Below are 20,878 nucleotides of genomic sequence, written 5' to 3'. Positions count from 1 at the left end.
GATGACCGTCACCACTGTCGCAGCGGACGAACTGGTGCTCTCCGGCTGGTCGACCGCGTCCGCGTTCGGGCTCGGCGCCGACCGGTTCACCGCCGGCCTGCGGGCCGGCACCGGCGCGGTCACCCTGCTGGACCGGGCGGCCTGGCCCGGACCGTACGACCGGGCCGGACTGATCCCCGGCTTCGACGTCGCCGGGGTGCTCGGCAAGAAGGGCACCCGGTCGATGGACCGGGCCACCGGGATCGCCATCGCCACAGTCGGGATGCTGCTGGACGCGTACGGGCGGGAGCGGCTCGGCGAGCCGGAGCGGCTCGGCCTGGTGCTCGGCACCGGCTCCGGCAGCGTGCAGAGCATCATGGACTTCACCCGGGAGTCGCTGACCGGGGCGAAGCCGTTCCACGTCGACCCGGCCCGCTTCCCGAACACGGTGATGAACCGGGCCGCCGGGCAGAGCGCGATCTGGTATGGGTTGAAGGGACCGAACACCACCATCGCGGGCGGTGCGCTGACCGGCCTGCTGGCGCTGAACTACGCCGCACGGCTGCACCGCTGTGGCCACGGCGAGCCGATCCTCTGCGGCGCCGTCGAGGAGTACTCGGTGCAGCGCGGCTGGCTGGAGTGGCACGCCCGGTCCGGTCCCGGCGCCGAACCGGTCGTCGAGCTGGCGGGACCGCTCGGCGAGGGCTGCGCGATCTTCCTGCTCGAGTCGCGGGCGAACGCGCTCCGGCAGCAGCGCCGGCCGCTGGCGGCGGTCCGGGGCTCCCGGTTCGCCGCCTTCACCGACCTGGCGGCGATACGCACCGCACTGGCCCGCTGCGTCGACGAGGTGCTCGCCGCCGCCGGCCTGCGCGCGGCCGACGTGACCGTGCTGGCCGCCTCCGACAGCGGTGGTGAACTCGGCGCGCAGGAGGAGGCCGCCCTGGTCGACGTGCTCGGCCCGGTCCGGCCGGCCCGGGTGCGCTGCCGGGCCCTGCTCGGCGACACCAGCGCGGCGTCGTCGGCGTTCCAGCTCGCCGCCGCCCTCGCCGAACTCGCCGGGCCCGCCACCGTCCGTCCCGACGGCGTCGCGCTGGTGACCGGGGTGGACCGGGACGGCCAGGTCGGCTGCACCCTGCTCGGTTCGGCGGGCTGAGCCGTGTCGGCCTCCACACTGGACCTGATCAACGGGCTACCGGACGGCGTCTGGCGGCCGTGCCCGCGCTGTGCGGCGTTGCTGCACCGGGACCGGCTGGCCCGGGCCCTGCACACCTGCCCGGAGTGCGGCCACCACCTGCCGCTCCCCGCCGACGAGCGGATCGCCCTGCTGGTCGACCCGGACAGCTTCGTCGAACACGACGCCGACCTCGCCGCCGCCGATCCGCTGGAGTTCACCGACCGGATGCCGTACCCGCAACGGCTGGCCCGGGCGCGGGCCAGGACCGGCCGGGCCGACGGCGCGGTGCTGGGGCTGGCGACGATCGGCGGGCACCGGGTCGTCCTGGTCGTACTCGACTTCGCGTTCCTCGGCGGCAGCATGGGCTCGGTGGTCGGCGAGAAGGTCGCCCGGGCCGCCGAGACCGCCCTCGACCACGGGGTGCCGCTGGTCGCGGTCAGCGCCTCCGGCGGCGCCCGGATGCAGGAGGGGGTGCTCTCCCTGCTGCAGATGGCGAAGACCGCCGCCGCGATCCGGCTGCTCCGGGACGCCGGGGTGCCGTATCTCAGCGTCCTCACCGACCCGGTCTACGGCGGGGTGGCGGCCTCCTTCGCCAGCCTCGGTGACGTGATCGTCGCCGAGGAGGGCACCCGGGCCGGCTTCGCCGGCCCCAGAGTGATCGAGCAGACGATCCGGCAGCCGCTGCCGGCGGGCTTCCAGACCGCCCGCTTCCTGCACGAGCACGGCCACGTCGACCTGGTGGTACGCCGGGCGGAACTGCGCGGGGTGCTGAGCCGGCTCGTCGGGTTCTGCGTCGCGGCCGGTGCCGGCGGCGCGCCGGGGCAGCCGGTCGGGGATCCGGTCGGTCACCCGCCCGGCGGTGCCGGGCTGCGGTCGCGCGGCTCCAGGCACGACGTGCGGCCGCCACGGCCGCCACGGCCGGCGGGGACAGCGGGATCGGTGGACGCCTGGACGGCGGTGGGCCGGGCCCGGGCCGCCGACCGGCCGACGGTGCGGCAGCACGTCGAACGGATCTTCGGCGACTTCGTCGAGCTGCACGGCGACCGCTGGGAGCGGGACGACTCCGCGATCGTCGGCGGACTGGCCCGGCTGGACGGGGCACCGGTGGTGGTGGTCGGGCACGCCAAGGGGCGGGACACCCGGGAGAACGTCGCCAACAACTTCGGCATGCCGCACCCGGCCGGCTACCGCAAGGTGATGCGGCTCTTCGAGCTGGCGCAGCGCTGGGGCGTACCGGTGGTGACCCTGGTGGACACCCCCGGGGCGTACCCGGGGCTGGCGGCGGAGGAGGGCAACCAGAGCGGGGCGATCGCCGAGACCCTCGCCCTGGCGGCGGGGCTGCGGACCCCGGTGGTCGCGGTGATCACCGGCGAGGGCGGCAGCGGTGGCGCGCTCGCGCTGGCGGTGGCGGACCGGCTGCTGATCCAGGAGAACGGCATCTTCTCGGTGATCAGTCCGGAGGGTTGTGCCGCGATCCTCTTCGGCGACGCCGGACAGGCCCCGGTGGCGGCCCGCGTGCTACGGCTGCGTGCCGAGGACCTCGGCCGGCTCGGTGTGGTCGACGAGATCCTGTCGGAGCCGCCGGGTGACCCGGAGCGGGCCGCCGGGCTCGTCGCCGAGGCCGTGGCCCGGTCGTTGCGCCAGCTCGCCGGGGTCCCGGTCGAGGAACTGCTCGCCGCCCGCTACCGCCGGCTGCGCGGCTACGGCGTGCTGGCGCCGGGCGCCGCCGCCGGGCGGCCGGCGGCGGAACCGTGGAAGGAAGGCGCGCATGTCTGAGCACGTCCCCGAGCCGGCCGTCCTCCGGGCGCCCAACGGCACCCTGCCGCCGGCCGTCGACCGGGCCGAGACACCGCCGGTGGTCACCGACGCCGCGCTGCGCACGGCGGTACGGGCCGCGGCCGAGGTGGCGGAGCTGGTCCGCGACCCGGCGATCCGGCGGGTCCGGCTGACCGTGGCCGACGTCCTGATCGAGGTCGAGCGGGCCGACCCGGGCCCGGCTCCGCAGACCGGTGCCGCTGTTCCCGGTGCGGCTGTTCCCGGTGCCGCTGTTCCCGGTGCGGCTGTTCCCGGTGCGGCTGTTCCCGGTACCACCGTTCCCGGTACCACCGTTCCCGGTGCCGCTGTTCCCGGTACCACCGTTCCTACTGACCGGGTGGGTGTTGTTGCCGGCGTGACCGCTCCGCCGGGCGGCACCGTGGCGGTGACCGCGCCGTTGATGGGGGTCTTCTACCGCTGCCCCGGCCCGGACCAGCCGCCCTTCGCCGAGGTCGGTCAGCGGGTCGAGGCCGGTGACCAGGTCGCGATCGTGGAGGCGATGAAGATGATGAACCCGGTCGTCACCGACCGGGGCGGGATCGTCCGGGCCGTGCACGCCACCGACGGCGACGTCGTCGAGTACGACCAGCCGCTGCTCAGCATCGAGCCGGGCTGAGGTGCCGGAGATGGTCAACCGGGTACTCATCTGCAACCGGGGCGAGATCGCCGTCCGGATCCTCCGCGCCTGCCACGACCTCGGCCTGGAGAGCGTGCTGGTGCACTCCTCCGCCGACCGGGAGAGTCTGGCGGTGCAGCTCGCCGACCAGGCGGTCCAGATCGGGCCCGGACCGGTCGCCCGCAGCTACACCAACATCCCGGCCATCCTCTACGCCGCCGCCAAGTCCGGCGCCGACGCGGTGCATCCGGGCTGCGGCTTCCTCTCCGAGGACCCGGTCTTCGCCGCCTCCTGCCGGGGCGTCGGGCTCACCTTCGTCGGCCCGGCCGCCGAACACATCGCGCTGATGGGCGACAAGGTGGCGGCCCGGTCGGCGATGCGCGCCGCCGGGGTGCCGGTGTTGCCCGGCTCGGACGGCACCGTCGACTCCCTCGGCGAGGCGGTGGCGGCGGCCGGCGAGATCGGCTTCCCGCTGATCGTCAAGTCGGTGGCCGGCGGTGGCGGCCGGGGCATCGCCGTGGTGCACCGGGCCGCGGACCTGCCGCTGGCGTACGAGACGACCCGCGCCGCCGCCCGGACCATCTTCGGTGACGACCGGGTCTACCTTGAGCGCTACCTGCCCTCGGCCCGGCACATCGAGGTGCAGGTGCTGGCCGACGGGCACGGCACGGTGCTGCACCTCGGCGAGCGGGACTGCTCGGTCCAGCGCCGGCACCAGAAGCTCGTCGAGGAGTCGCCCTCTCCGGCGCTGCACCCGGAGCTGCGGGAGCGGCTCTGCGCGGCGGCGGTGGCCGGGGCCCGGGACATCGGCTACGTCAGCGCCGGCACCTTCGAGTTCCTGGTCGCGCCGGACGGTGCGGCGTACTTCATGGAGATGAACACCCGGCTCCAGGTCGAGCACCCGATCACCGAGGTACGCACCGGGCTCGACATCGTCGCCTGGATGATCCGGATCGCCGCCGGGGAACCGCTCGACCTGACCCAGGCCGACGTCCGGTTCGACGGGCACGCGGTCGAGGCGCGGATCAACGCCGAGGACGTCGACCGGGACTGGGCCGGCTCGACCGGCCGGGTGCACGGGCTGCGGATGCCGGCCGGTCCCGGCGTACGGGTGGACAGCCACCTCTACGACGGCTACGTCGTACCGCCGTTCTACGACTCGCTGCTGGCCAAGGTCGTCACGCACGGCGCGACCCGGGAGGAGGCGCTGCGCCGGCTGGACCGGGCGCTCGCCGAGTACCGGTCGGCGGGGGTGACCACGAACGTCGGCTTCCACCGCCGGCTGCTGCGCCACCCCGGTTTCCGCGCCGGTGACTACCAGCTCGGCGTCGTCGAGTCCGTACTCGCCGAGCCGGTCGCCGGCGGTGCCGGCGCCGGCACAGACCACGAGATGCACACCGAGAGGACGGAAAGCCATGTCTGACCAGATCACCACGACGCTCGACAGGGAAGACCTGCGGCAGCTCATCGCCGACACCATCGACGTCGACCTGGCCGAGGTCACCGACGACGCGCACTTCGTCAACGACCTGGAGGTGGACTCCCTGATGGCGCTGGAGATCACCGTCCGGCTGGAAAAGCGGTACGGCGTGAAGATGGAGGAGAGCGAGCTGGTCGCGGTCAGCACGCTGGACAGCACCTACGAACTCCTCGACGGCAAGCTGCGGGCCGGGTCGTGACGCTGCGCTGCGCACCCATGGCCGACCAGGTCGAGCTGGTCGAGGCCGGCCCGAACTCGGCGGTCGCGACCGCCACGGTGGATCCCGGCGATCCCGTCTTCGCCGGCCACTTCCCGGGCTTCGCGCTGCTGCCCGGGGTCTACCTGGTCGAACTGGTCGGCCAGACCGTCCGGGCCGCGCTGCGCGGCGCCGGCTACCGGCCGGAGCTGGCCGCGCTGGACCGGTGCCGCTTCCTCAGCCCGGTCGCCCCCGGCGACCCACTCCGGATCGAGGTGGCGATGCAGTGGTCCGGCCCGGAGCTGCGCTGCACCGCGACCGTGCACGGCGAGCGGGGGCGCACCGCCGAGCTGCGGTTGCGCTACCGCCCGGAGGAGAAGTGATGTCTGCGGTACCGCTCGGGGGAAGAATGACGTTCGGGGTGGCCGAGATCAGGCGGGTGGTGCCGCACCGGTACCCGATCCTGCTGCTCGACCGGGTGGTCGAGCTGGTGCCGGGGGAGCGGCTGACCGCGGTGAAGGCGGTGAGCTGCACCGAGGCGTGCTACCAGGGGCTCGGTGACGGGGCCGGTGACCACGACTACGCGTACCCGGCGACGCTGATCGTCGAATCCTGGGCGCAGGCGGGGGTCCTCCTCGCCACCTGGGAGAAGCCCAATCCCGACGTCCTGGTCGGGATGGTCGGCCTGGCCGGGGCGATCAACAACGTCAGCTTCGGCGTTGCGGCCTATCCCGGTGACCTCCTGGAGCACCGGGTCCGGCTGGTCAAGGTCGTCGGCGACACGGTGATCCTCGAGGGCGAGACCGTGGTCGGCGACCGGACGGTGATGCGGGTCGGGCAGTTCGTCGAAACCCAGCGCCCGGTGACTGCGCTGCGTCCGGCGGAACTGGCCCCGGTTGCGGGATGAGGAGTGAAATGACCGAGAACGGACGACGCGTCGCGCTGGTCAGCGGCGGGTCCCGGGGCATCGGCCGGGCCGTGGTGGCCCGGCTCGCCGCCGACGGCTACGACGTGGCCTTCTGCTACCAGGCCAACGCCGAGGCGGCGGAGCTCTCCGCCAAGGCCGCCCGGGCCGCCGGTGCCCGGGTGCTCTCCCGGCAGGTCGACGTGGTGGAGCTGGCCCAGGTGCGCGACTTCGTCGCCGCCACCGAGGCCGAGCTGGGCCCGATCGAGGCGGTGGTCACGGTCGCCGGGGTGACCCGGGACCGGCCACTGGTGCTGATGAGCGAGGAGGAGTGGCACGGCGTGCTGCGGACCAACCTGGACGGCACGTACACGGTGTGCCGCTCCGCCGTCTTCGCCATGATGAAGCGCCGGCGCGGTGCGGTCGTGACCCTCTCCTCGGTCGCCGGGGTGGCCGGGAACGCCGGCCAGACCAACTACTCCGCCTCCAAGGCCGGGATCATCGGCTTCACCAAGGCGCTGGCCAAGGAGATGGGCCGGTACGGCATCCGGGCCAACGTGGTGGCGCCGGGCTTCGTCGAGACCGACATGACCTCCGGGCTGTCGGACCCGGTCACCCGCCAGATGCTGGACCGGATCCCGCTGGGCCGGTTCGGCCGGCCGGAGGAGACCGCCGAACTGGTCGGCTTCCTCGCCTCTGACCGGGCCTCCTACGTCACCGGCCAGGTCTTCCACGTCGACGGCGGGATCGCGCTCTAGCCAGCCGCGCCCCAAACACCCGAGGAGTCCGCCATGGCGGTGCGCCGCACCCCACGGTTCTACTTCAGCCTGCGCAGCCCGTACTCCTGGCTCGCCCACCGGGACCTGCACGAGCGGTACCCGGGGCTGGCGGCCCAGCTGGAGTGGGTGCCGTTCTGGGAGCCGGACGAGCTGAGCGGCAAGCTGCTCGCCGAGGCCGGTGGCGAGTTCGTCTACACCCCGATGTCCCGGGCCAAGCACCTCTACGTCCTCGCCGACGTGCGCCGGCTCGGCGCGCAGCGCGGGCTCTCCGTCACCTGGCCGGTCGACCGGGATCCGGTCTGGGAGATTCCGCACCTGGGCTACCTGGTGGCGCGGCGGCACGGCGCCGGGCCGGCGTACGTGGAGCGGGCGTACCGGGCCCGGTGGCAGGAGGGGCGGGACATCTGCGACCGGGCCACGGTCGCCGGGATCGCCGCCGAGCTCGGGCTCGACCCGGCCGAGGTCTCCGGGGCGGCCGACGATCCCGAGGTACGCCGCCAGGGCGTCGCCGCGCTGCTCGACATCCACCGGGACGGCGTCTTCGGGGTGCCCTTCTTCGTGCACGGCTTCGAACGTTTCTGGGGAGTCGACCGGCTGGCCGCATTCGCCGCCTCGGTGGCAGACCGGTTAGGCGGGGGCCCTTCTACAACAGAAAACGATAAGCGGGGGCCCTTCCTTGCGCCCGCGGCGGGGCGGACCGACGAGGGCCACGCCGGCGGCTGCGGCTGAGCTGGCTGCGGCTGAGCTGGCTGCGGCTGAGCTGGTTGCGGCGAGGCAGCCGCTCCGGCAGCCGCGTGGGCGTGGAGCCGTCGATATAGCCCGAATAGAGACGCCGACCGTACGGTCTGGCACGGAAAGCGCCGATGGCGCGGAAGGCCGGGGAAGCAAACGTGTCCGAGGGAAGCATCGTCGAGGCGGTCCGGCAGCACGTCGCCGGATCGCCGGAGCGGCAGGCCGTGGTCTTCTGCCGTGCCGCGGGGGAGCGGTTCACCGAGTCGTGCCTGACGTACGCCGAGCTCGACCGGGCGGCCCGGTCGACCGCGGCCTGGCTGGGCCGGCGTTGCCGGCCGGGCGACCGGGTGCTGCTGCTCTATCCGACCGGGCTGGAGTTCGTGGCCGGCTTCCTCGGCTGTCTCTACGCGGGCGCGGTGCCGGTGCCGGTGCCGCTGCCGGCGAACTACCGGCACCACGCCGACCGGACCAGCGCGATCGCCCGGAACGCGGACGTGGCGGCGGTGCTGACCGACCCGGAGAACCTGGGGGTGGTCGCCGACTGGATGCTCCAGGAGGGACTCGACCAGCTGGCCCTGGCGGCGACCGACCTCACCGAAGCCGGGGCGGTCGAGGCGGAGCGGCCGGACTGGCGGCCTTATCCGGGCCGACCCGACGACATCGCGTTTCTGCAGTACACCTCCGGGTCGACAAGCGATCCCAAGGGTGTGATGGTCACCCATGGCAACGTGCTGCACAACATCGGCTCGGTGCACCGCACGCTCGGCTGGACCGACCGGACCCGGTTCTGCAGCTGGTTGCCGCTGTATCACGACATGGGTCTGATCGCGATGCTCATCGCGCCGCTGCTGCTCGGCAGCACCGCCGTGCTGATCCGCCCCAACGACTTTCTCAAGCGTCCGCACCTGTGGCTGGCGGCGATCGACAGGTACGGGGCCGAGGTGGCCTGCGCGCCGAACTTCGCGTACGACCTCTGCGCCCGGCTCCTCACCGACGAGCAGGTCGCCGGGCTGGACCTCTCCCGGTGGCGGTACGCCTGCAACGGCGCCGAGCCGGTGGACCCGGCCACCCTGGAGCGCTTCGCCGCCCGGTTCGCCCCGGCCGGCTTCCGCTACGAGTCGTTCCTGCCGACGTACGGGCTGGCCGAGGCGACCCTCTGCGTCACCGGGGCCCGACCGAGCGGTGGGCCGGTCACCGTGTACGTCGACCCGGAGGCCCTGGCCCGGCATGCCCTCGCCCCGCTGCCGCCCGGCACCCCCGGCGGGCTGGCCCTGGTCGGCAGCGGCCGGGTGAACGCCCTCGACGTGCGGATCGTCGACCCCGGCACCGGCGGTCGGGTGCCGGACGGGCGGGTCGGCGAGGTGTGGATCCGGGGCGGCAGCGTGACCCGGGGCTACTGGGGTGACCCGGTGGCGACCCGGCGGGCGTTCGGCGCGGTGGGCGCGGACGGCGAGGGCGGCTTTCTCCGCACCGGCGACCTCGGCGTCTTCGACGGCGGCGAGCTCTACGTCACCGGCCGGATCAAGGAAATGATGATCGTGCACGGCCGGAACCTCTACCCGCACGACGTGGAGCGCGAGGTCCGGGAGGTCTCGGCGGCGTTCGCCGGGCTGCCCTGCGCGGTCTTCTCGGTGCCGGCGCCCCGGGAGGAGATCGTGGTCGTCCAGGAGCTCCGCAGCCGGGGCCGGGACGCCGCCGAGATTGCCGGGCTGGCCGGCGCGGTCCGGGCGGCGCTGAGCCGGATCCTCGGGCTGCGGGTGGCGAACGTCGTCTTCGTCCGGGTCGGCCAGGTGCGCCGGACCACCAGCGGCAAGATCCAGCGGACCATGATGCGGGAACTCTTCGTCTCCGGCGTGCTCGACGCGACGTACGAGGATCTCGACTCGGAGCTCCGTCGGCGTTACCGGCCCGAGCGTGCCGGCGCGCCGGTGCCGGCCGGGCGGGGGTGACCGGGATGCGCTATCCGGCCTTCGCCCTCGCCGAACACCTCGACCACGGCCTCGGCGACCCCCGCGACCCGGGCCGGCCGGCCTCGTTCGCCCGCTGCGTGGCGCTGGACGCCCGGGAGGAGTTCCCGGCCGAGATCTGCGCCGAGCTGGACCGGCTCGGGCTGCCCCGGTGGTACGTGCCGGCCGAGTTCGGCGGCGAGCTGCGCAGCTACGAGGAGCTGCTGCACGCCGTGCGGATCCTGGCCCGGCGCGACCTGACCGTCGCGATCGGACACGGCAAGACCTACCTCGGTGCGGTCTCCGCCTGGGTGGGCGGTACCCCGGAGCAGGCCCGCCGGATCGGTGCCGAGGTGCTCGCCGGCACCGTGATCTCGCTGGCGCTGACCGAGCGGGAGCACGGCAGCGACCTGCTCGCCGGTGAGGTCACGGCGGTGCCGGCCGGGGACGGCTACCGGGTCGACGGCGAAAAGTGGCTGATCAACAACGCCAGCCGGGGGGACCTGCTCTGCGTACTGGCCCGGACCGAGCCGGCCGGCGGCACCCGGGGCTTCAGCCTGCTGGTGGTCGACAAGCGGCGGCTCGCCCCCGACACCTTCCGCTGCCTGCCGAAGGAGCGGACCCACGGGGTACGCGGGGCGGACATCAGCGGCATCGCCTTCCACGGCGCGCAGGTGCCGGCCGAGGCGCTGCTCGGCCCGGCCGGCGCCGGTCCGGAGATCGTGCTGAAGAGCGTGCAGCTCACCCGCACCATGTGCGCGGCGATGTCGCTCGGCCTGGCCGACCAGGCGCTCCGGCTGGTCCTCGACTTCGCCACCGGGCACCGCCTCTACGACCGGCCGCTGGTCGAGCTGCCGCACGCCAACCGCACCCTCACCGAGGCGTACGTCGACCTGCTGATCGGCGAGGTCGTCAGCCTGCTGACCGCTCGCGGCATCCACGCCACGCCCGGCGAGCTGAGCGTCACCTCGGCGATCGCCAAATACCTGGTGCCGACCATGATGGACCGGAGCATCCCCCGGCTGGGCCAGGTGCTCGGGGCGCGTGCCCTGCTCACCTCCGACCACGCGGACGGGCTCTTCCAGAAGATCGAGCGGGACCACCGGATCGTCGGCATCTTCGACGGCAACACCCTGGTCAACCTGAACACCCTGGTGAACCAGTTCGCCGGGCTGGTCCGGGGCTACCGGCGGAGCGTTGTCGACGCGGGGCTCACCGCAACGGTCGAACTGGCCCGGCCGCTGCCCGACTTCGACCGTGGCCGGCTCGCCCTGCTCTCCCGGACGGGATGCAGCGTGGTGCAGCAACTGCCGGCCGCCGTCGCCGAGGTGCTGGAGCTGGTTGACGCCGGCATCGCCCCGGCGGTGCTGGCCGAGCAGGCCGGGTCGCTGGCCGGGCTGGTCGATGGCATACACGAGCGGATGGCCGCGTACCGGCCGTCGCCCCGGCGGGTGCCGGCGGAGGCGTTCGAGCTGGCCGGGGAGTACGCGCTCGTCTTCGCCGCCGCCGGCTGCCTGCAGCTGTGGCTGCGCAACCGGCACTGGCTCGCCGACGGCCCGACCGCGCCGCTCTGGGCGGACGCCCGCTGGCTGCGCGCCTGCCTGCACCGGCTGATCGGCCAGCTACAGGCGACCTCGCCGGGCGACGGCCCGACCGGCCACGGCGACACCGGCGACGGGGGCGAGGAGTACGACCGCCTCCTGCCGGACCTGCGGGCACAGCACCGGGAGGGCCGGCTCTTCTCCCTGCTGCCGGCCCGGCTCGCCGAGGCGGTCGCCGGACCGGCCGCCGATCCGGCCCGCTCGCCGACCTTCGAGGGGGTCCGATGACCGTCGACGCCGCTGCCGCACCCGGGACGGTTCCGGCCGGGCTGCCCGAGCCGGACCTGGAGACGTACCTCGGTGATCCGCACGACCCGGCGAACCCGCTGGGTCATCCGGCGGTGCTCGCCGCCGACGAGCGCGGCGACCTGCTCGCCGAGGGCGAGCGGGCGCTCGACGGCTACGGGCTGAACGCCGAGTTCGTGCCCCGGGCCCTCGGCGGCCGGTTCGACCGGGCAGACCGGCTGGCCCGGGTGCTGCGCGCGGTGTTCCGCCGGGACACCACCCTCGGCGTCGGCTACGGGGTCACCACCTTCATCGCCGCCACCCCGGTCTGGACCGACGGCACCGCCGAGCAGCGCCGCTGGATGGCGGAACTGCTGCTGCGGCACGGCAAGGCGTCGGCCGGCTACAACGAGCTGGCCCACGGCACCGACTTCGGCCGGGCCGAGCTGCGGGCCCGGCGCGACGGGAAGCGCTTCCTGGTCACCGGCCGTAAGGAGATGGTCGGCAACCTGGCCCGCGCGGACGCGGTCACCCTCTTCGCCCGCACCGACGACCGGCCGGGCAGCCGCAGCCACTCGCACCTGCTGCTGGAGATGGCGGCGCTGCCGCCGGGGCACCGTCGCCACCTGCGGCGCCACCGCACCGCCGGTGTGCGCGGGGTGCTGCTCGGCGGGCTGGAGTTCACCGACTGCCCGGTGCCGGCCGACGCGGTCGTCGGGGAACTCGGCGGCGCGCTGGAGACGGTGCTGCGGGCGTTCCAGGTGACCCGGAGCGTGCTGCCGGGGATGGCGGTCGGGATCGTCGACACCCAACTGCGTACGGTGCTCCGGTTCGCCCTCGACCGCCGGCTCTACGGGCTGCCGGTCGCCGAGCTGCCGCACGCCCGGACCACCCTGGTCGACGGCTTCCTGGACCTGCTGATCTCCGACTGCCTGTCCACCGTCGCCGCCCGGGCCCTGCACGTGCTCCCCGACCAGACCAGTGTGTACAGCGCCGCGGCGAAGTATCTGGTGCCGAAGCTGTTGCAGGAAACGGCGCACCGGCTGGCCGTCGTCCTCGGTGCCCGCTCCTACCTGCGGGACGGGCCGTACGGGATCTTCCAGAAGAACCTCCGGGACCTGCTCGCCGCGACGCTCACCCACGCCAGCGCGGCGGTCTGCCAGGCGACGATCATCCCGCAGCTGCCCCGGCTGGCCCGGCAGGGCTGGCGGCACTCGCCACCCGCGCCGCCGGCGCTGTTCCGGCTCTCCGCTCCGCTGCCGCCGCTGGACTTCGGCAGTCTCGGGCTCTCCGCCCGGGGCGTGGACAACCTGGCCGGCACGCTGCGGGAGTACGGCACGCGGCCGGGAGCCGACCGGGCGGTCGTCGGGCTCTGCGGACTGCTCGCCACGGAGCTGGGCCGGCTCGCCGAGGTCTGCGCCGAGCTGCCGCCCCGGGACCGCACGGTGGTCGCCGGCCGGCGCAGCTTCGACCTGACCGACCGGTACGCGACCGTGCTGGCCGCCGCCGCCTGCCTCGGGGTGTGGCAACACCAGCAGGACGACCCGTTCCTGGGGGACGCCCGGTGGCTGCTCGCCGCGCTCGCCCGGCTGGCCGGGCGGCTGGGGCTGCACCCGGGTACGACACCGGACGGGTCGCGCGAACACCTCTGCACCGAGCTGCTGGCGCGGCACGAGCAGAGCCGGAGCTTCGATCTCGTCGACCGGTGTCTCGCCGGCTGACGACACCGTCCGTCCTTGAAGGAGTGCACCATGTCCGGGATCATCCACGACACCTCCGTCGACGCGATCCGCAGCTGGCTGGGCGGCCGGATCGCCTTCTACCTGCAGCGGCCGGCCGAGGAGATCGACCATGACATCCCGCTGGTCGAGATCGGCCTCGACTCCGTGTACGCGATGACCCTGAGCGGGGACGTGGAGGAGCGGTTCGACATCGAGGTGGAGCCGACGATGGCCTGGGACCACCCGACCGTCAACGCCCTCGCAGGCTACCTGCACGGCGTACTGGGATCCCGGGGATGACCGGCCGGACCGCCGCCGCCCCGGTGGGGATGCCGTCCCCGCCGGGGGAGCCGCTGTCGGTGGGGCAGCAGGCGCTCTGGTTCCTCTACCGGCTCGCGCCGGAGAGCCCGGCATACAACATCACCCTCGCGGTCCGGGTCCGGGGCGCGCTGGACGACGCGGCACTTCGCCGGGCCGTCGCCGCGCTGGTGGCCCGCCATCCCGTGCTGGCCGCCGCCTTCGCCGAGGTCGACGGGGTACCCCGGCAGTTCGTCACGGCGCCGGCCCTGCCGCCCGCCGCGGCCGCGTCCCCGGCGGGCGCGTCTGCGCCGGGCGCCGGGCCGGCCGACGACTCCCGGGCGCCGGACGGCACCGCTCCGGGGAGCGTGCCGTGGCTGGAGATCCGGGACGTGCCGGCGTGCACCGACGAGGGGCTGCTCGGCCTGGCCCGGGCGGTCGGCGCGATGCCGTTCCGGCTCGGTGCCGGGGACGTCTTCCGGGTGGTGCTGCTGCGCCGTGCCGCCGACGACGCCGCCCTGGTCCTGGTCACCCACCACATCGTCAGCGACGCCACCTCGCAGTGGCTGCTCCTGCGCGACCTACTGGCCGGATACCGGGGGATTGCGGCCGGCGGCCCTCCGGACTGGGCGCCGCTGAGCGCGAGCTACCGCGACCACGTCGAGGCGGAGCGGGCGCTGCTCGACTCGCCCCGGCGGGAGCGGCTGGAACGGTACTGGCGGGAGCGCTGTACCGGGGTGCCGGCCGGGGTGATCCCCGTCGACCGGCCCCGGCCGGAGCGGCAGACCTTCGCCGGGGCAACCCACGAGCTGCGGCTCTCCGCCGAGCTGGCCGCCCGGGTGCGGTCGGCGGCCACGGCGGCCCGGGTCACCCCGTTCGCCTTCCTGCTCGGGGTCTTCCAGGCCACCCTCTACCGGTACGGCGGCCAGGACGACTTCGCACTGGGCTGCCCGGTGGCGACCCGGCACGGTCGGGGGCTGCGGGACGTGGTCGGCTATCTGGTCAACACGCTGGTGCTGCGCTCGTCGTTCGCGCCCGGTGCCACCTTCGCCGACGCGGTGGCGGCGGCGCACCGCGAGCTCCTCGCCGGGCTGGCCCACGTCGGTTACCCGTTCCCGCTGCTGGACCGGATGCTCGGCGCGGCCCGGGGCGCCAGCCGAGCGCCGCTGTTCCGGATCGCCTTCACGATGGTGGCGGCGGACCGGTTCGACCCACCGCTGCCGTTGGTGCCGGAGGGCGCCGTCGTCGGCCCGGAGATCTCCTATGCGGACCTGCGGCTGGCAGCGTTCGACGTACCGCAGCTGGAGGGGCAGTTCGACCTCAATGTCGAGCTGCGCCAGGCCGGCGCTTCACTCACCGGTGCCTTCCGGTACAACACGGATCTGTTCGATGCTGCGACCATGGAGCGGCTCACCGGGCACTACTGCCGGTTGCTGGAGGCGGCCACCGCCGACCCGACGCGCCGGATCGACCGGGTCTCCCTGGTCGACAGCGCTCAACTCGAACAGTTGCTCGCGTTGGGCACCGGTGGGGTCCGCCCGGGACAGTGAACCCAGGTCACCACGGTTCGGTGACGCCGCCCGGACGGCCCGGAACCCGGGACAGCTCAGGGTCGCCGCTCCGGGGGTTCTCAGGGTGGTTTCTTCTGTGTCGATCTGACGATCAGTGATTGGATGCTCGCTATGGAGCAGGCTGTGCGACTGGAGTCGCTGAGCAAGACCTATGGTTCGGGCCAGAACGCGGTCCCCGCGTTGCGAGACGTGTCGCTCAGCCTCGCGGCCGGCAGCTTCACCGCGATCATGGGACCCTCCGGCTCCGGCAAGTCGACCCTGTTGCAGTGCGCGGCGGGCCTGGACCGGCCCACCGGTGGCCGGGTCGTGATCGCCGGCACCGACCTGACCGGACTCAGCGAGACGGCCCTGACCCTGCTCCGCCGGGACAAGATCGGCTTCGTCTTCCAGGCGTTCAACCTGCTGCCGTCGCTGACCGCCGAGCAGAACGTGGCGCTGCCGCTGCGGCTGGCCGGTCGCCGGCCGGACCGGTCGGCGGTGGCGGCCGTGCTCGCCGAGGTCGGGCTCGGCAACCGGGGCCGGCACCGGCCGGCCGAGCTCTCCGGCGGCCAGCAGCAGCGGGTCGCGATCGCCCGCGCCCTGGTGACCAGGCCGGCGGTGCTCTTCGCCGACGAACCGACCGGCGCGCTGGACACCAGCACCAGCCGGGAGGTGCTGGCCCTGCTCCGCGGCCTGGTCGACCGACACCAGCAGACCATCGTGATGGTGACCCACGATCCGGTGACCGCCGCCATGGCGGACCGGGTGGTCTTCCTCGCCGACGGTGTCCTCGCCGGCGAGCTGGTCAACCCGACGCCGGAGGCGATCGCCGCCCGGATGACCCGGATGGAGGTCGGCGCGTGCTGAGCATCGCCTGGCAGACCCTGCGGGTCCGCTGGGCCGCCTTCGTCGGCACCTTCGTCGCGCTGACCCTCGGCGCCGGCATGATCGCCGTGATGGGGCTGGAGATCGGGGCCACCCTCGGGCTCCCCGAGCGGGCACCGCAGCGGTTCGCCGCCGCCCCGGTGGTGGTCGCCGCCCTCGACCCGGAGTGGGACCCGGCCCGGCACGACCCCGGCAGCCGCTCGCTGATCCAGGCCCGGGGCATCTCCGACGCGCTTGCCGCCGAGGTCGGTGCGCTGGGCCGCACCGTGCCGGTCCGCTCCTTCTACGCCCAGCTCGACGGCGGCCCCGACGACCAGGTCGGGCACGGCTGGTCGAGCGCCGAGTTCGCCCCGTACACGCTCGCCGCCGGCCGGGCGCCGCAGGCCGACACCGAGGTCGTGGTGCCGGACGGCGCCGCCGTCCCCGGCGACCGGGTCACCGTCTTCACCGCCGGTGGGCCGCGCGACCACACCGTCGTCGGGGTCACCGCGCCGGTCGACTTCGAGTCCGCCGTCTTCTTCACCGAGGCCGAGGCGGCCCGGCTCTCGCCCCGGGTCGAGGCGCTGGTCAGCTACGCCGCGCCGGAGGCGGTGCGGCAGGCCGTCGGCGGCGACGCCGAGGTGCTCACCGGGGACCGGCGCGGCGTGCTGGACCCGAGCCACAACGCCGACCGGGAGGCGATCGACAACACCCAGACGCTGCTGCCGATCACCGCCGTGGTCGCCGGCTTCGTATCGATCTTCCTGGTCGCCTCGACCTTCGCCTTCGCGGTCGCCCAGCGGCGACGGGAGATCGCCCTGCTCCGCACCGTCGGCGCCACGCCCCGACAGGTACGCCGGATGGTGCTCGCCGAGGCCGCCGTGGTCGGGCTCGCCTCCGCCGTCGCCGGCTGCGCCCTCGGACTGGCCACCGCACCACTGCTGGCAAGCTGGATGGTGGACCTCGGACTGGCGCCGCCGTGGTTCACCGTCGAGATCTCGACCGGGCCGGCCGTCTGGGTGCCACTGCTGATCGCCTTCGTCACCGGCCTCGGCGTGGCGCTGGCCGGGGTCTGGGCGGCGTCCCGCCGGGCCGGCGACGTACGCCCGATCGAGGCGCTGCGGGACGCGGCCGTGGACTCCCGCACCATGACCTCCGGCCGGTGGCTCTACGGGCTGCTGGCGCTCGCCTTCGGCCTGGTCACCATCGGCTGGGTGGCGGTGGTGAACCCCGGCATGGTGATGGCGCCGACCCGCTACATCGGGGTGCTGATGTTCCCGATCCTCGCTTTCGCGCTGCTCGCCCCGGTGGTGGTCAAGCCGATCGCCCGGCTGATCACCTGGCCGCTCGGCCGGCTCGGCGGGGCCGCCGGGATGCTGGTCCGGGAGAGCGCGCTGACCGCGGTGCGGCGTACCGCGGCCACCGCCGCGCCGGTGCTGCTCACCGTGGGGCTCTCCATCTCGCTGCTCGGCGCCGCCGCCACCATCGACCGGGCCAAGGACAGCGGCCGGCGCAACCAGGTGGTCGCCGACTTCGTGGTCACCCCGGACGGCACACCCGGGGTCAACGAGGCGGTCACCGAACGGCTCCGGGCGATCCCCGGCGTCGACGTGCTCGCCGCGCTGCCCACCATGGTCTACGCCCGGGACGACGCCCGGCTCGCCGACTACGAGGCTCTCGCCGTCGACCCCTCGGCACTGGCCAGCACCCTCACCCTGCCGGTCGACGAGGGGGACCCGGCCGAGCTGCGCGACGACACCATCGTCGTCAACGACGACTGGGGCGTCGGGGTCGGCGAGACCGTCGAGGTGCACATGGCCGACGGCGGCATCGTGCCGTTGCGGGTCGTGGCGGTGCTCAACACCACCTCGGGCAGCAACGACGTCGCCTACCTCAGCACCAGGTACGCCGACACCGCCCGGTACGCCTTCACCGGCCTGGCCCGCCGGGTCTACGTCTCGGTGCGCGACGGCACCGACCCGGCGACCGTCCGGACGGCCCTGGAGGGCGCCACCACCGGGCTTGGGGTCCGGGCGATCCCGGCCGAGGAGTGGCTCGGCGAGGAGAGCAGCGAAAACAGCGAAACCAGTGCCCTCGGCATGCTGCTCGTGCTCGGCATCGCGATCGTCTTCTGCTTCATCGCCATCGTGAACACGCTGGTGATGGCGACCTCGGACCGGCTCCGCGACCTGGCGATCCTGCGGCTGGCCGGCGCCACCCCGCCACAGGTGTTGCGGATCTTCGCCGCCGAGTCGCTGCTGGTGGCCGGGGTCGGCATCCTGCTCGCGGTCGGGGCGTCGGCGGTGAACCTGGCCGGGCTGCGGCTCGCCCTCGGGCAGCTCGTCGGGGCGACCCCGGTCAGCGTGCCCTGGGGGACCGTCGCGGTGATCGCGCTGGTCAGTGCCGGGCTGGCCGTACTCGGTGCGGTGCTCCCGGTGCGGCTCGCGCTCCGATCCCGCGCGGTCGAGCTGGCCGGCGTACGCGAATAGTCCTGATCGGACCCCTCCGGGCCCCGTACCTCCGCCAGCACGGCGGGCGGCGGGGCCCGGTTCGTTTTCGAAGATAGTTTCGATATGGGGCCGGTATAGCCGCGGGTCGCAGGATGGCGAGGAGCCGAGAAGTAGCGCGGCGCCAACCGGAGAACGGCACTCGTCGGTGGACGTCTTCCGGGAACGTAACTGACCCGCGAAGGGAAAGCCGTGCCAACGAACCAAGGTTCAACGCATGCGCTGAAGGGCATACTGGCGGCCGTCGGGAACACGCCCCTGGTGGAACTCGAACGTCTGGTACCCGACTCTCGCATTCGGGTGTTCGCGAAGCTGGAGCGGTTCAATCCCGGCGGCAGCGTCAAGGATCGGACCGCGCTGAGCATGCTGCTGGCGAAGATCCGCAGCGGTGAGCTTCAGCCGGGCCGTTCGGTGGTGGTCGAGTCGAGTTCGGGAAATTTGGCGGTCGGGCTGGCCCAGATCTGCCGCTATTTCGGGCTCCGGTTCGTCTGCGTGGTGGACGCCAAGACGACCGAACAGAATCTCGCGATACTGCGGGCGTACCACGCGTCGGTCGAGGTGGTGAGCCGACCCGATCCGGAGAGCGGCGAATACCTGCCGGTGCGGGTACGCCGGGTCCGCGAGCTGGTCTCGAACATCCCGCACGCGTTCTGGCCCAACCAGTACGCGAACCCGCTCAACCCGGTCGCGCACCGGCAGACCATGGGCGAGATCGTCGATGCCCTCGACGGTGGCGTCGACTACCTGTTCTGCGCGGTCAGTTCCTGTGGCACCCTGCGCGGCTGCGCAGACTACATCCGACAGCACGGGCTGCGCACCAAGATCATCGCTGTCGACGCGGTCGGCAGCATGATCTTCGAGGGGCAGCGGCCGAGCGAGCGACTGCTGCCCGGGCACGGCGCCTCGCTGCGACCGGGACTCTTCGACCCGGACGCCGCCGACGAGGTCGTGCACGTGACCGACCTGGAGTGTGTCGCCGCCTGCCGGCGGCTCACCGCCCGGGAGGCGATTCTGGCCGGTGGCTCCTCCGGGGCCACCGTCGCGGCCCTGGAACGGCGCGCCCCGCGCATCCCCCAGGACGCGACCTGCGTGCTCATCTTTCCCGACGGTGGTGACCGCTATCTCGACACGATCTATTCCGACGACTGGGTGCGGAGCCGGTTCGGCGAGGTTTCGCATCTCTGGAAGGAAGCCACCGGTGGTGATGAGGGCTGATGCTGATCCTCGGACATGACGACGTGCGGCAGATCCTGGCCGGGCGCGAACTCGCGCTGATCGACCTGGTCGGCGAGGCGTACAAGCTGCACGACGAGGGCGCCACCTCGGTGCCGCACTCGACGTTCCTCCGCTTTCCCGAGCAGCCCCGCAATCGGATCATCGGGCTGCCCGCGTACGTCGGCGGCAAGGCACCGGCGGCCGGGATGAAGTGGATCGCCTCCTGGCCCGGGAACATCGCCACCGGGCTGGCGAGGGCCAGCGCCGCGATCGTGATCAACGATCTCGACACCGGTCGGCCGTCCGCGCTGCTCGAAGGCTCGCTGATCTCGGCCGCGCGGACCGCGGCCAGCGCCGCGCTCGCCGCCCGGCTGCTGGTCCGGGAGCCCGGCCCGAGCGGTGTGACGCTGATCGGCTGCGGCCTGATCAACCTGGCGGTGCTCCGCTTCCTGGTCGCCGCGCTGCCGACGCTGACCGAGGTGACGCTCTTCGACACCGACTGCGCGCGGGCGGCGTCGTTCGCCCGGCGCTGCGCCGAGCTGGCCCCCGGGATGCACGTGACACTGGCGGCCGACGCCGGTCGGGCCCTCGCCGCACACGACCTGGTCTCGATCGCCACCACGGCGGCCGAGCCGCACCTCGAGCTCGGTCCGGCACGCGCCGGCACGGTGCTGCACGTCTCGCTCCGCGATCTCGTCCCGGCGACAATCCTGGCCAGCCAGAACGTGGTGGACGACGCCGACCACGTGTGCCGGGAGCGGACCTCGCTGCACCTGGCCGAGGAGCAGGTGGGGCACCGCGACTTCATCGACGCGCCGATCGGCCAGATCCTGCGCGGCACCGGCGGCTTCCGCCGCGATCCGGACCGGACGGTGGTCTTCTCGCCGTTCGGCCTCGGCGCCCTGGACATCGCCCTCGCGGAGTTCGTCCGGGCCGCCGCCGTCGAGCGGGGCCTCGGCATCCGCGTCGACGACTTCCTGCCCGCCCCGGGTGGCGAGCCGGAGCCAACCCAAGCCAAGCCGTGACCGACCACAGAGGAGTTTTCGATGGCTGACGAGCAGAGCGACGACCGGGTCTACCGGGTGGTCCGCAACGACGAGGAGCAGTACTCCATCTGGCCCGCCGACCGGGACCTGCCGGCGGGCTGGCACGCCGAGGGGACCGAGGGCCCCCGTGCCGACTGCCTAGCCCGGATCGGCGAGGTCTGGACCGACATGCGCCCGCTGAGCCTGCGCCAGCGGATGGCGGCGGCGCAGAGCTGACCGCCCCGGCCGCCG

General features: G+C 73.7%; 19 protein-coding genes. All 19 read left to right on the top strand.

Translation table 11 applies throughout. From position 1 onward, the window contains the following. Window position 1: 1 nt before the first annotated feature. Window positions 2–1,132, top strand: coding sequence for a beta-ketoacyl synthase N-terminal-like domain-containing protein (locus ACN28C_RS26065; RefSeq protein ID WP_422770162.1), 1,131 nt, complete (start codon window positions 2–4; stop codon window positions 1,130–1,132). Between the two features lie 3 nt (window positions 1,133–1,135). Further along, window positions 1,136–2,929, top strand: a complete 1,794-nt coding sequence (gene accD, locus ACN28C_RS26060) for an acetyl-CoA carboxylase, carboxyltransferase subunit beta (RefSeq protein WP_422770161.1) — start codon at window positions 1,136–1,138, stop codon at window positions 2,927–2,929. Beyond that, window positions 2,922–3,584 (top strand): acetyl-CoA carboxylase biotin carboxyl carrier protein, encoded by a 663-nt coding sequence (locus tag ACN28C_RS26055; RefSeq protein ID WP_422770160.1) that lies wholly within the window; start codon window positions 2,922–2,924, stop codon window positions 3,582–3,584. Before accD ends, ACN28C_RS26055 begins: the two co-directional genes overlap by 8 nt. Window positions 3,585–3,594: 10 nt before the next feature. Further along, entirely contained in the window at window positions 3,595–5,007 is a 1,413-nt protein-coding gene (locus tag ACN28C_RS26050; RefSeq protein ID WP_422770159.1) for an acetyl-CoA carboxylase biotin carboxylase subunit, read from the top strand. Beyond that, window positions 5,000–5,263 (top strand): acyl carrier protein, encoded by a 264-nt coding sequence (locus ACN28C_RS26045; protein WP_422770158.1) that lies wholly within the window; start codon window positions 5,000–5,002, stop codon window positions 5,261–5,263. Before ACN28C_RS26050 ends, ACN28C_RS26045 begins: the two co-directional genes overlap by 8 nt. A gap of 17 nt (window positions 5,264–5,280) precedes the next feature. Beyond that, window positions 5,281–5,643, top strand: a complete 363-nt coding sequence (locus tag ACN28C_RS26040; RefSeq protein WP_422770157.1) for a 3-hydroxyacyl-ACP dehydratase FabZ family protein — start codon at window positions 5,281–5,283, stop codon at window positions 5,641–5,643. After that, the gene (locus ACN28C_RS26035; RefSeq protein ID WP_422770156.1) at window positions 5,643–6,167 is read left to right on the top strand and encodes a 3-hydroxyacyl-ACP dehydratase FabZ family protein; all 525 of its coding nucleotides are present in this window, start codon (window positions 5,643–5,645) and stop codon (window positions 6,165–6,167) included. The genes ACN28C_RS26040 and ACN28C_RS26035 overlap by 1 nt, the downstream gene beginning before the upstream one ends. A gap of 8 nt (window positions 6,168–6,175) precedes the next feature. Beyond that, window positions 6,176–6,922 carry a 3-oxoacyl-[acyl-carrier-protein] reductase gene (fabG, locus tag ACN28C_RS26030; protein ID WP_422770155.1) on the top strand — a complete coding sequence of 249 codons (747 nt, stop codon included), beginning with the start codon at window positions 6,176–6,178 and terminating at the stop codon, window positions 6,920–6,922. Between the two features lie 33 nt (window positions 6,923–6,955). Further along, window positions 6,956–7,672: a 2-hydroxychromene-2-carboxylate isomerase gene (locus ACN28C_RS26025; RefSeq protein ID WP_422770154.1), complete on the top strand. Its 717-nt coding sequence runs from the start codon at window positions 6,956–6,958 to the stop codon at window positions 7,670–7,672. A 161-nt stretch (window positions 7,673–7,833) separates the two neighbouring features. Further along, the gene (locus ACN28C_RS26020; RefSeq protein WP_422770153.1) at window positions 7,834–9,624 is read left to right on the top strand and encodes a fatty acyl-AMP ligase; all 1,791 of its coding nucleotides are present in this window, start codon (window positions 7,834–7,836) and stop codon (window positions 9,622–9,624) included. Between the two features lie 5 nt (window positions 9,625–9,629). Further along, on the top strand, window positions 9,630–11,450 hold the full coding sequence (locus tag ACN28C_RS26015) for an acyl-CoA dehydrogenase family protein (RefSeq protein ID WP_422770152.1): 1,821 nt from the start codon (window positions 9,630–9,632) through the stop codon (window positions 11,448–11,450). Beyond that, the gene (locus tag ACN28C_RS26010) at window positions 11,447–13,168 is read left to right on the top strand and encodes an acyl-CoA dehydrogenase (RefSeq protein ID WP_422770151.1); all 1,722 of its coding nucleotides are present in this window, start codon (window positions 11,447–11,449) and stop codon (window positions 13,166–13,168) included. The genes ACN28C_RS26015 and ACN28C_RS26010 overlap by 4 nt, the downstream gene beginning before the upstream one ends. Window positions 13,169–13,198: 30 nt before the next feature. Continuing rightward, window positions 13,199–13,468, top strand: a complete 270-nt coding sequence (locus tag ACN28C_RS26005) for an acyl carrier protein (protein WP_422770150.1) — start codon at window positions 13,199–13,201, stop codon at window positions 13,466–13,468. Next, window positions 13,465–15,015 carry a condensation domain-containing protein gene (locus ACN28C_RS26000; protein ID WP_422770149.1) on the top strand — a complete coding sequence of 517 codons (1,551 nt, stop codon included), beginning with the start codon at window positions 13,465–13,467 and terminating at the stop codon, window positions 15,013–15,015. Before ACN28C_RS26005 ends, ACN28C_RS26000 begins: the two co-directional genes overlap by 4 nt. Before the next feature lie 123 nt (window positions 15,016–15,138). Further along, window positions 15,139–15,882, top strand: a complete 744-nt coding sequence (locus tag ACN28C_RS25995) for an ABC transporter ATP-binding protein (RefSeq protein ID WP_422770148.1) — start codon at window positions 15,139–15,141, stop codon at window positions 15,880–15,882. Continuing rightward, a complete protein-coding gene (locus tag ACN28C_RS25990; protein WP_422770147.1) occupies window positions 15,876–18,368 on the top strand; it encodes an FtsX-like permease family protein in 2,493 nt (830 codons plus the stop codon). Before ACN28C_RS25995 ends, ACN28C_RS25990 begins: the two co-directional genes overlap by 7 nt. A 240-nt stretch (window positions 18,369–18,608) precedes the next feature. Then, window positions 18,609–19,601: a 2,3-diaminopropionate biosynthesis protein SbnA gene (gene sbnA, locus ACN28C_RS25985; RefSeq protein WP_422774807.1), complete on the top strand. Its 993-nt coding sequence runs from the start codon at window positions 18,609–18,611 to the stop codon at window positions 19,599–19,601. Further along, window positions 19,601–20,626 (top strand): 2,3-diaminopropionate biosynthesis protein SbnB, encoded by a 1,026-nt coding sequence (sbnB, locus tag ACN28C_RS25980; protein WP_422770146.1) that lies wholly within the window; start codon window positions 19,601–19,603, stop codon window positions 20,624–20,626. Before sbnA ends, sbnB begins: the two co-directional genes overlap by 1 nt. Window positions 20,627–20,647: 21 nt before the next feature. Then, the gene (locus ACN28C_RS25975; RefSeq protein ID WP_421492299.1) at window positions 20,648–20,863 is read left to right on the top strand and encodes an MbtH family protein; all 216 of its coding nucleotides are present in this window, start codon (window positions 20,648–20,650) and stop codon (window positions 20,861–20,863) included. Window positions 20,864–20,878: the final 15 nt, after the last annotated feature.

It is taken from the genome of Plantactinospora sp. WMMC1484, assembly GCF_049315195.1.
Classification (GTDB): domain Bacteria; phylum Actinomycetota; class Actinomycetes; order Mycobacteriales; family Micromonosporaceae; genus Plantactinospora.
Note: the sequence above shows the minus strand (reverse complement) of the source record. Positions and strands in the feature narration are given on the sequence as shown.

Coding starts and splice junctions, on each gene's coding strand:
- ACN28C_RS26065 (WP_422770162.1), top strand. CDS start 2: ATGACCGTCACCACTGTCGCAGCGGACGAACTGGTGCTCTCCGGCTGG.
- ACN28C_RS26055 (WP_422770160.1), top strand. CDS start 2,922: ATGTCTGAGCACGTCCCCGAGCCGGCCGTCCTCCGGGCGCCCAACGGC.
- ACN28C_RS26050 (WP_422770159.1), top strand. CDS start 3,595: ATGGTCAACCGGGTACTCATCTGCAACCGGGGCGAGATCGCCGTCCGG.
- ACN28C_RS26045 (WP_422770158.1), top strand. CDS start 5,000: ATGTCTGACCAGATCACCACGACGCTCGACAGGGAAGACCTGCGGCAG.
- ACN28C_RS26040 (WP_422770157.1), top strand. CDS start 5,281: ATGGCCGACCAGGTCGAGCTGGTCGAGGCCGGCCCGAACTCGGCGGTC.
- ACN28C_RS26035 (WP_422770156.1), top strand. CDS start 5,643: ATGTCTGCGGTACCGCTCGGGGGAAGAATGACGTTCGGGGTGGCCGAG.
- fabG (WP_422770155.1), top strand. CDS start 6,176: ATGACCGAGAACGGACGACGCGTCGCGCTGGTCAGCGGCGGGTCCCGG.
- ACN28C_RS26025 (WP_422770154.1), top strand. CDS start 6,956: ATGGCGGTGCGCCGCACCCCACGGTTCTACTTCAGCCTGCGCAGCCCG.
- ACN28C_RS26015 (WP_422770152.1), top strand. CDS start 9,630: ATGCGCTATCCGGCCTTCGCCCTCGCCGAACACCTCGACCACGGCCTC.
- ACN28C_RS26010 (WP_422770151.1), top strand. CDS start 11,447: ATGACCGTCGACGCCGCTGCCGCACCCGGGACGGTTCCGGCCGGGCTG.
- ACN28C_RS26005 (WP_422770150.1), top strand. CDS start 13,199: ATGTCCGGGATCATCCACGACACCTCCGTCGACGCGATCCGCAGCTGG.
- ACN28C_RS26000 (WP_422770149.1), top strand. CDS start 13,465: ATGACCGGCCGGACCGCCGCCGCCCCGGTGGGGATGCCGTCCCCGCCG.
- ACN28C_RS25995 (WP_422770148.1), top strand. CDS start 15,139: ATGCTCGCTATGGAGCAGGCTGTGCGACTGGAGTCGCTGAGCAAGACC.
- sbnB (WP_422770146.1), top strand. CDS start 19,601: ATGCTGATCCTCGGACATGACGACGTGCGGCAGATCCTGGCCGGGCGC.
- ACN28C_RS25975 (WP_421492299.1), top strand. CDS start 20,648: ATGGCTGACGAGCAGAGCGACGACCGGGTCTACCGGGTGGTCCGCAAC.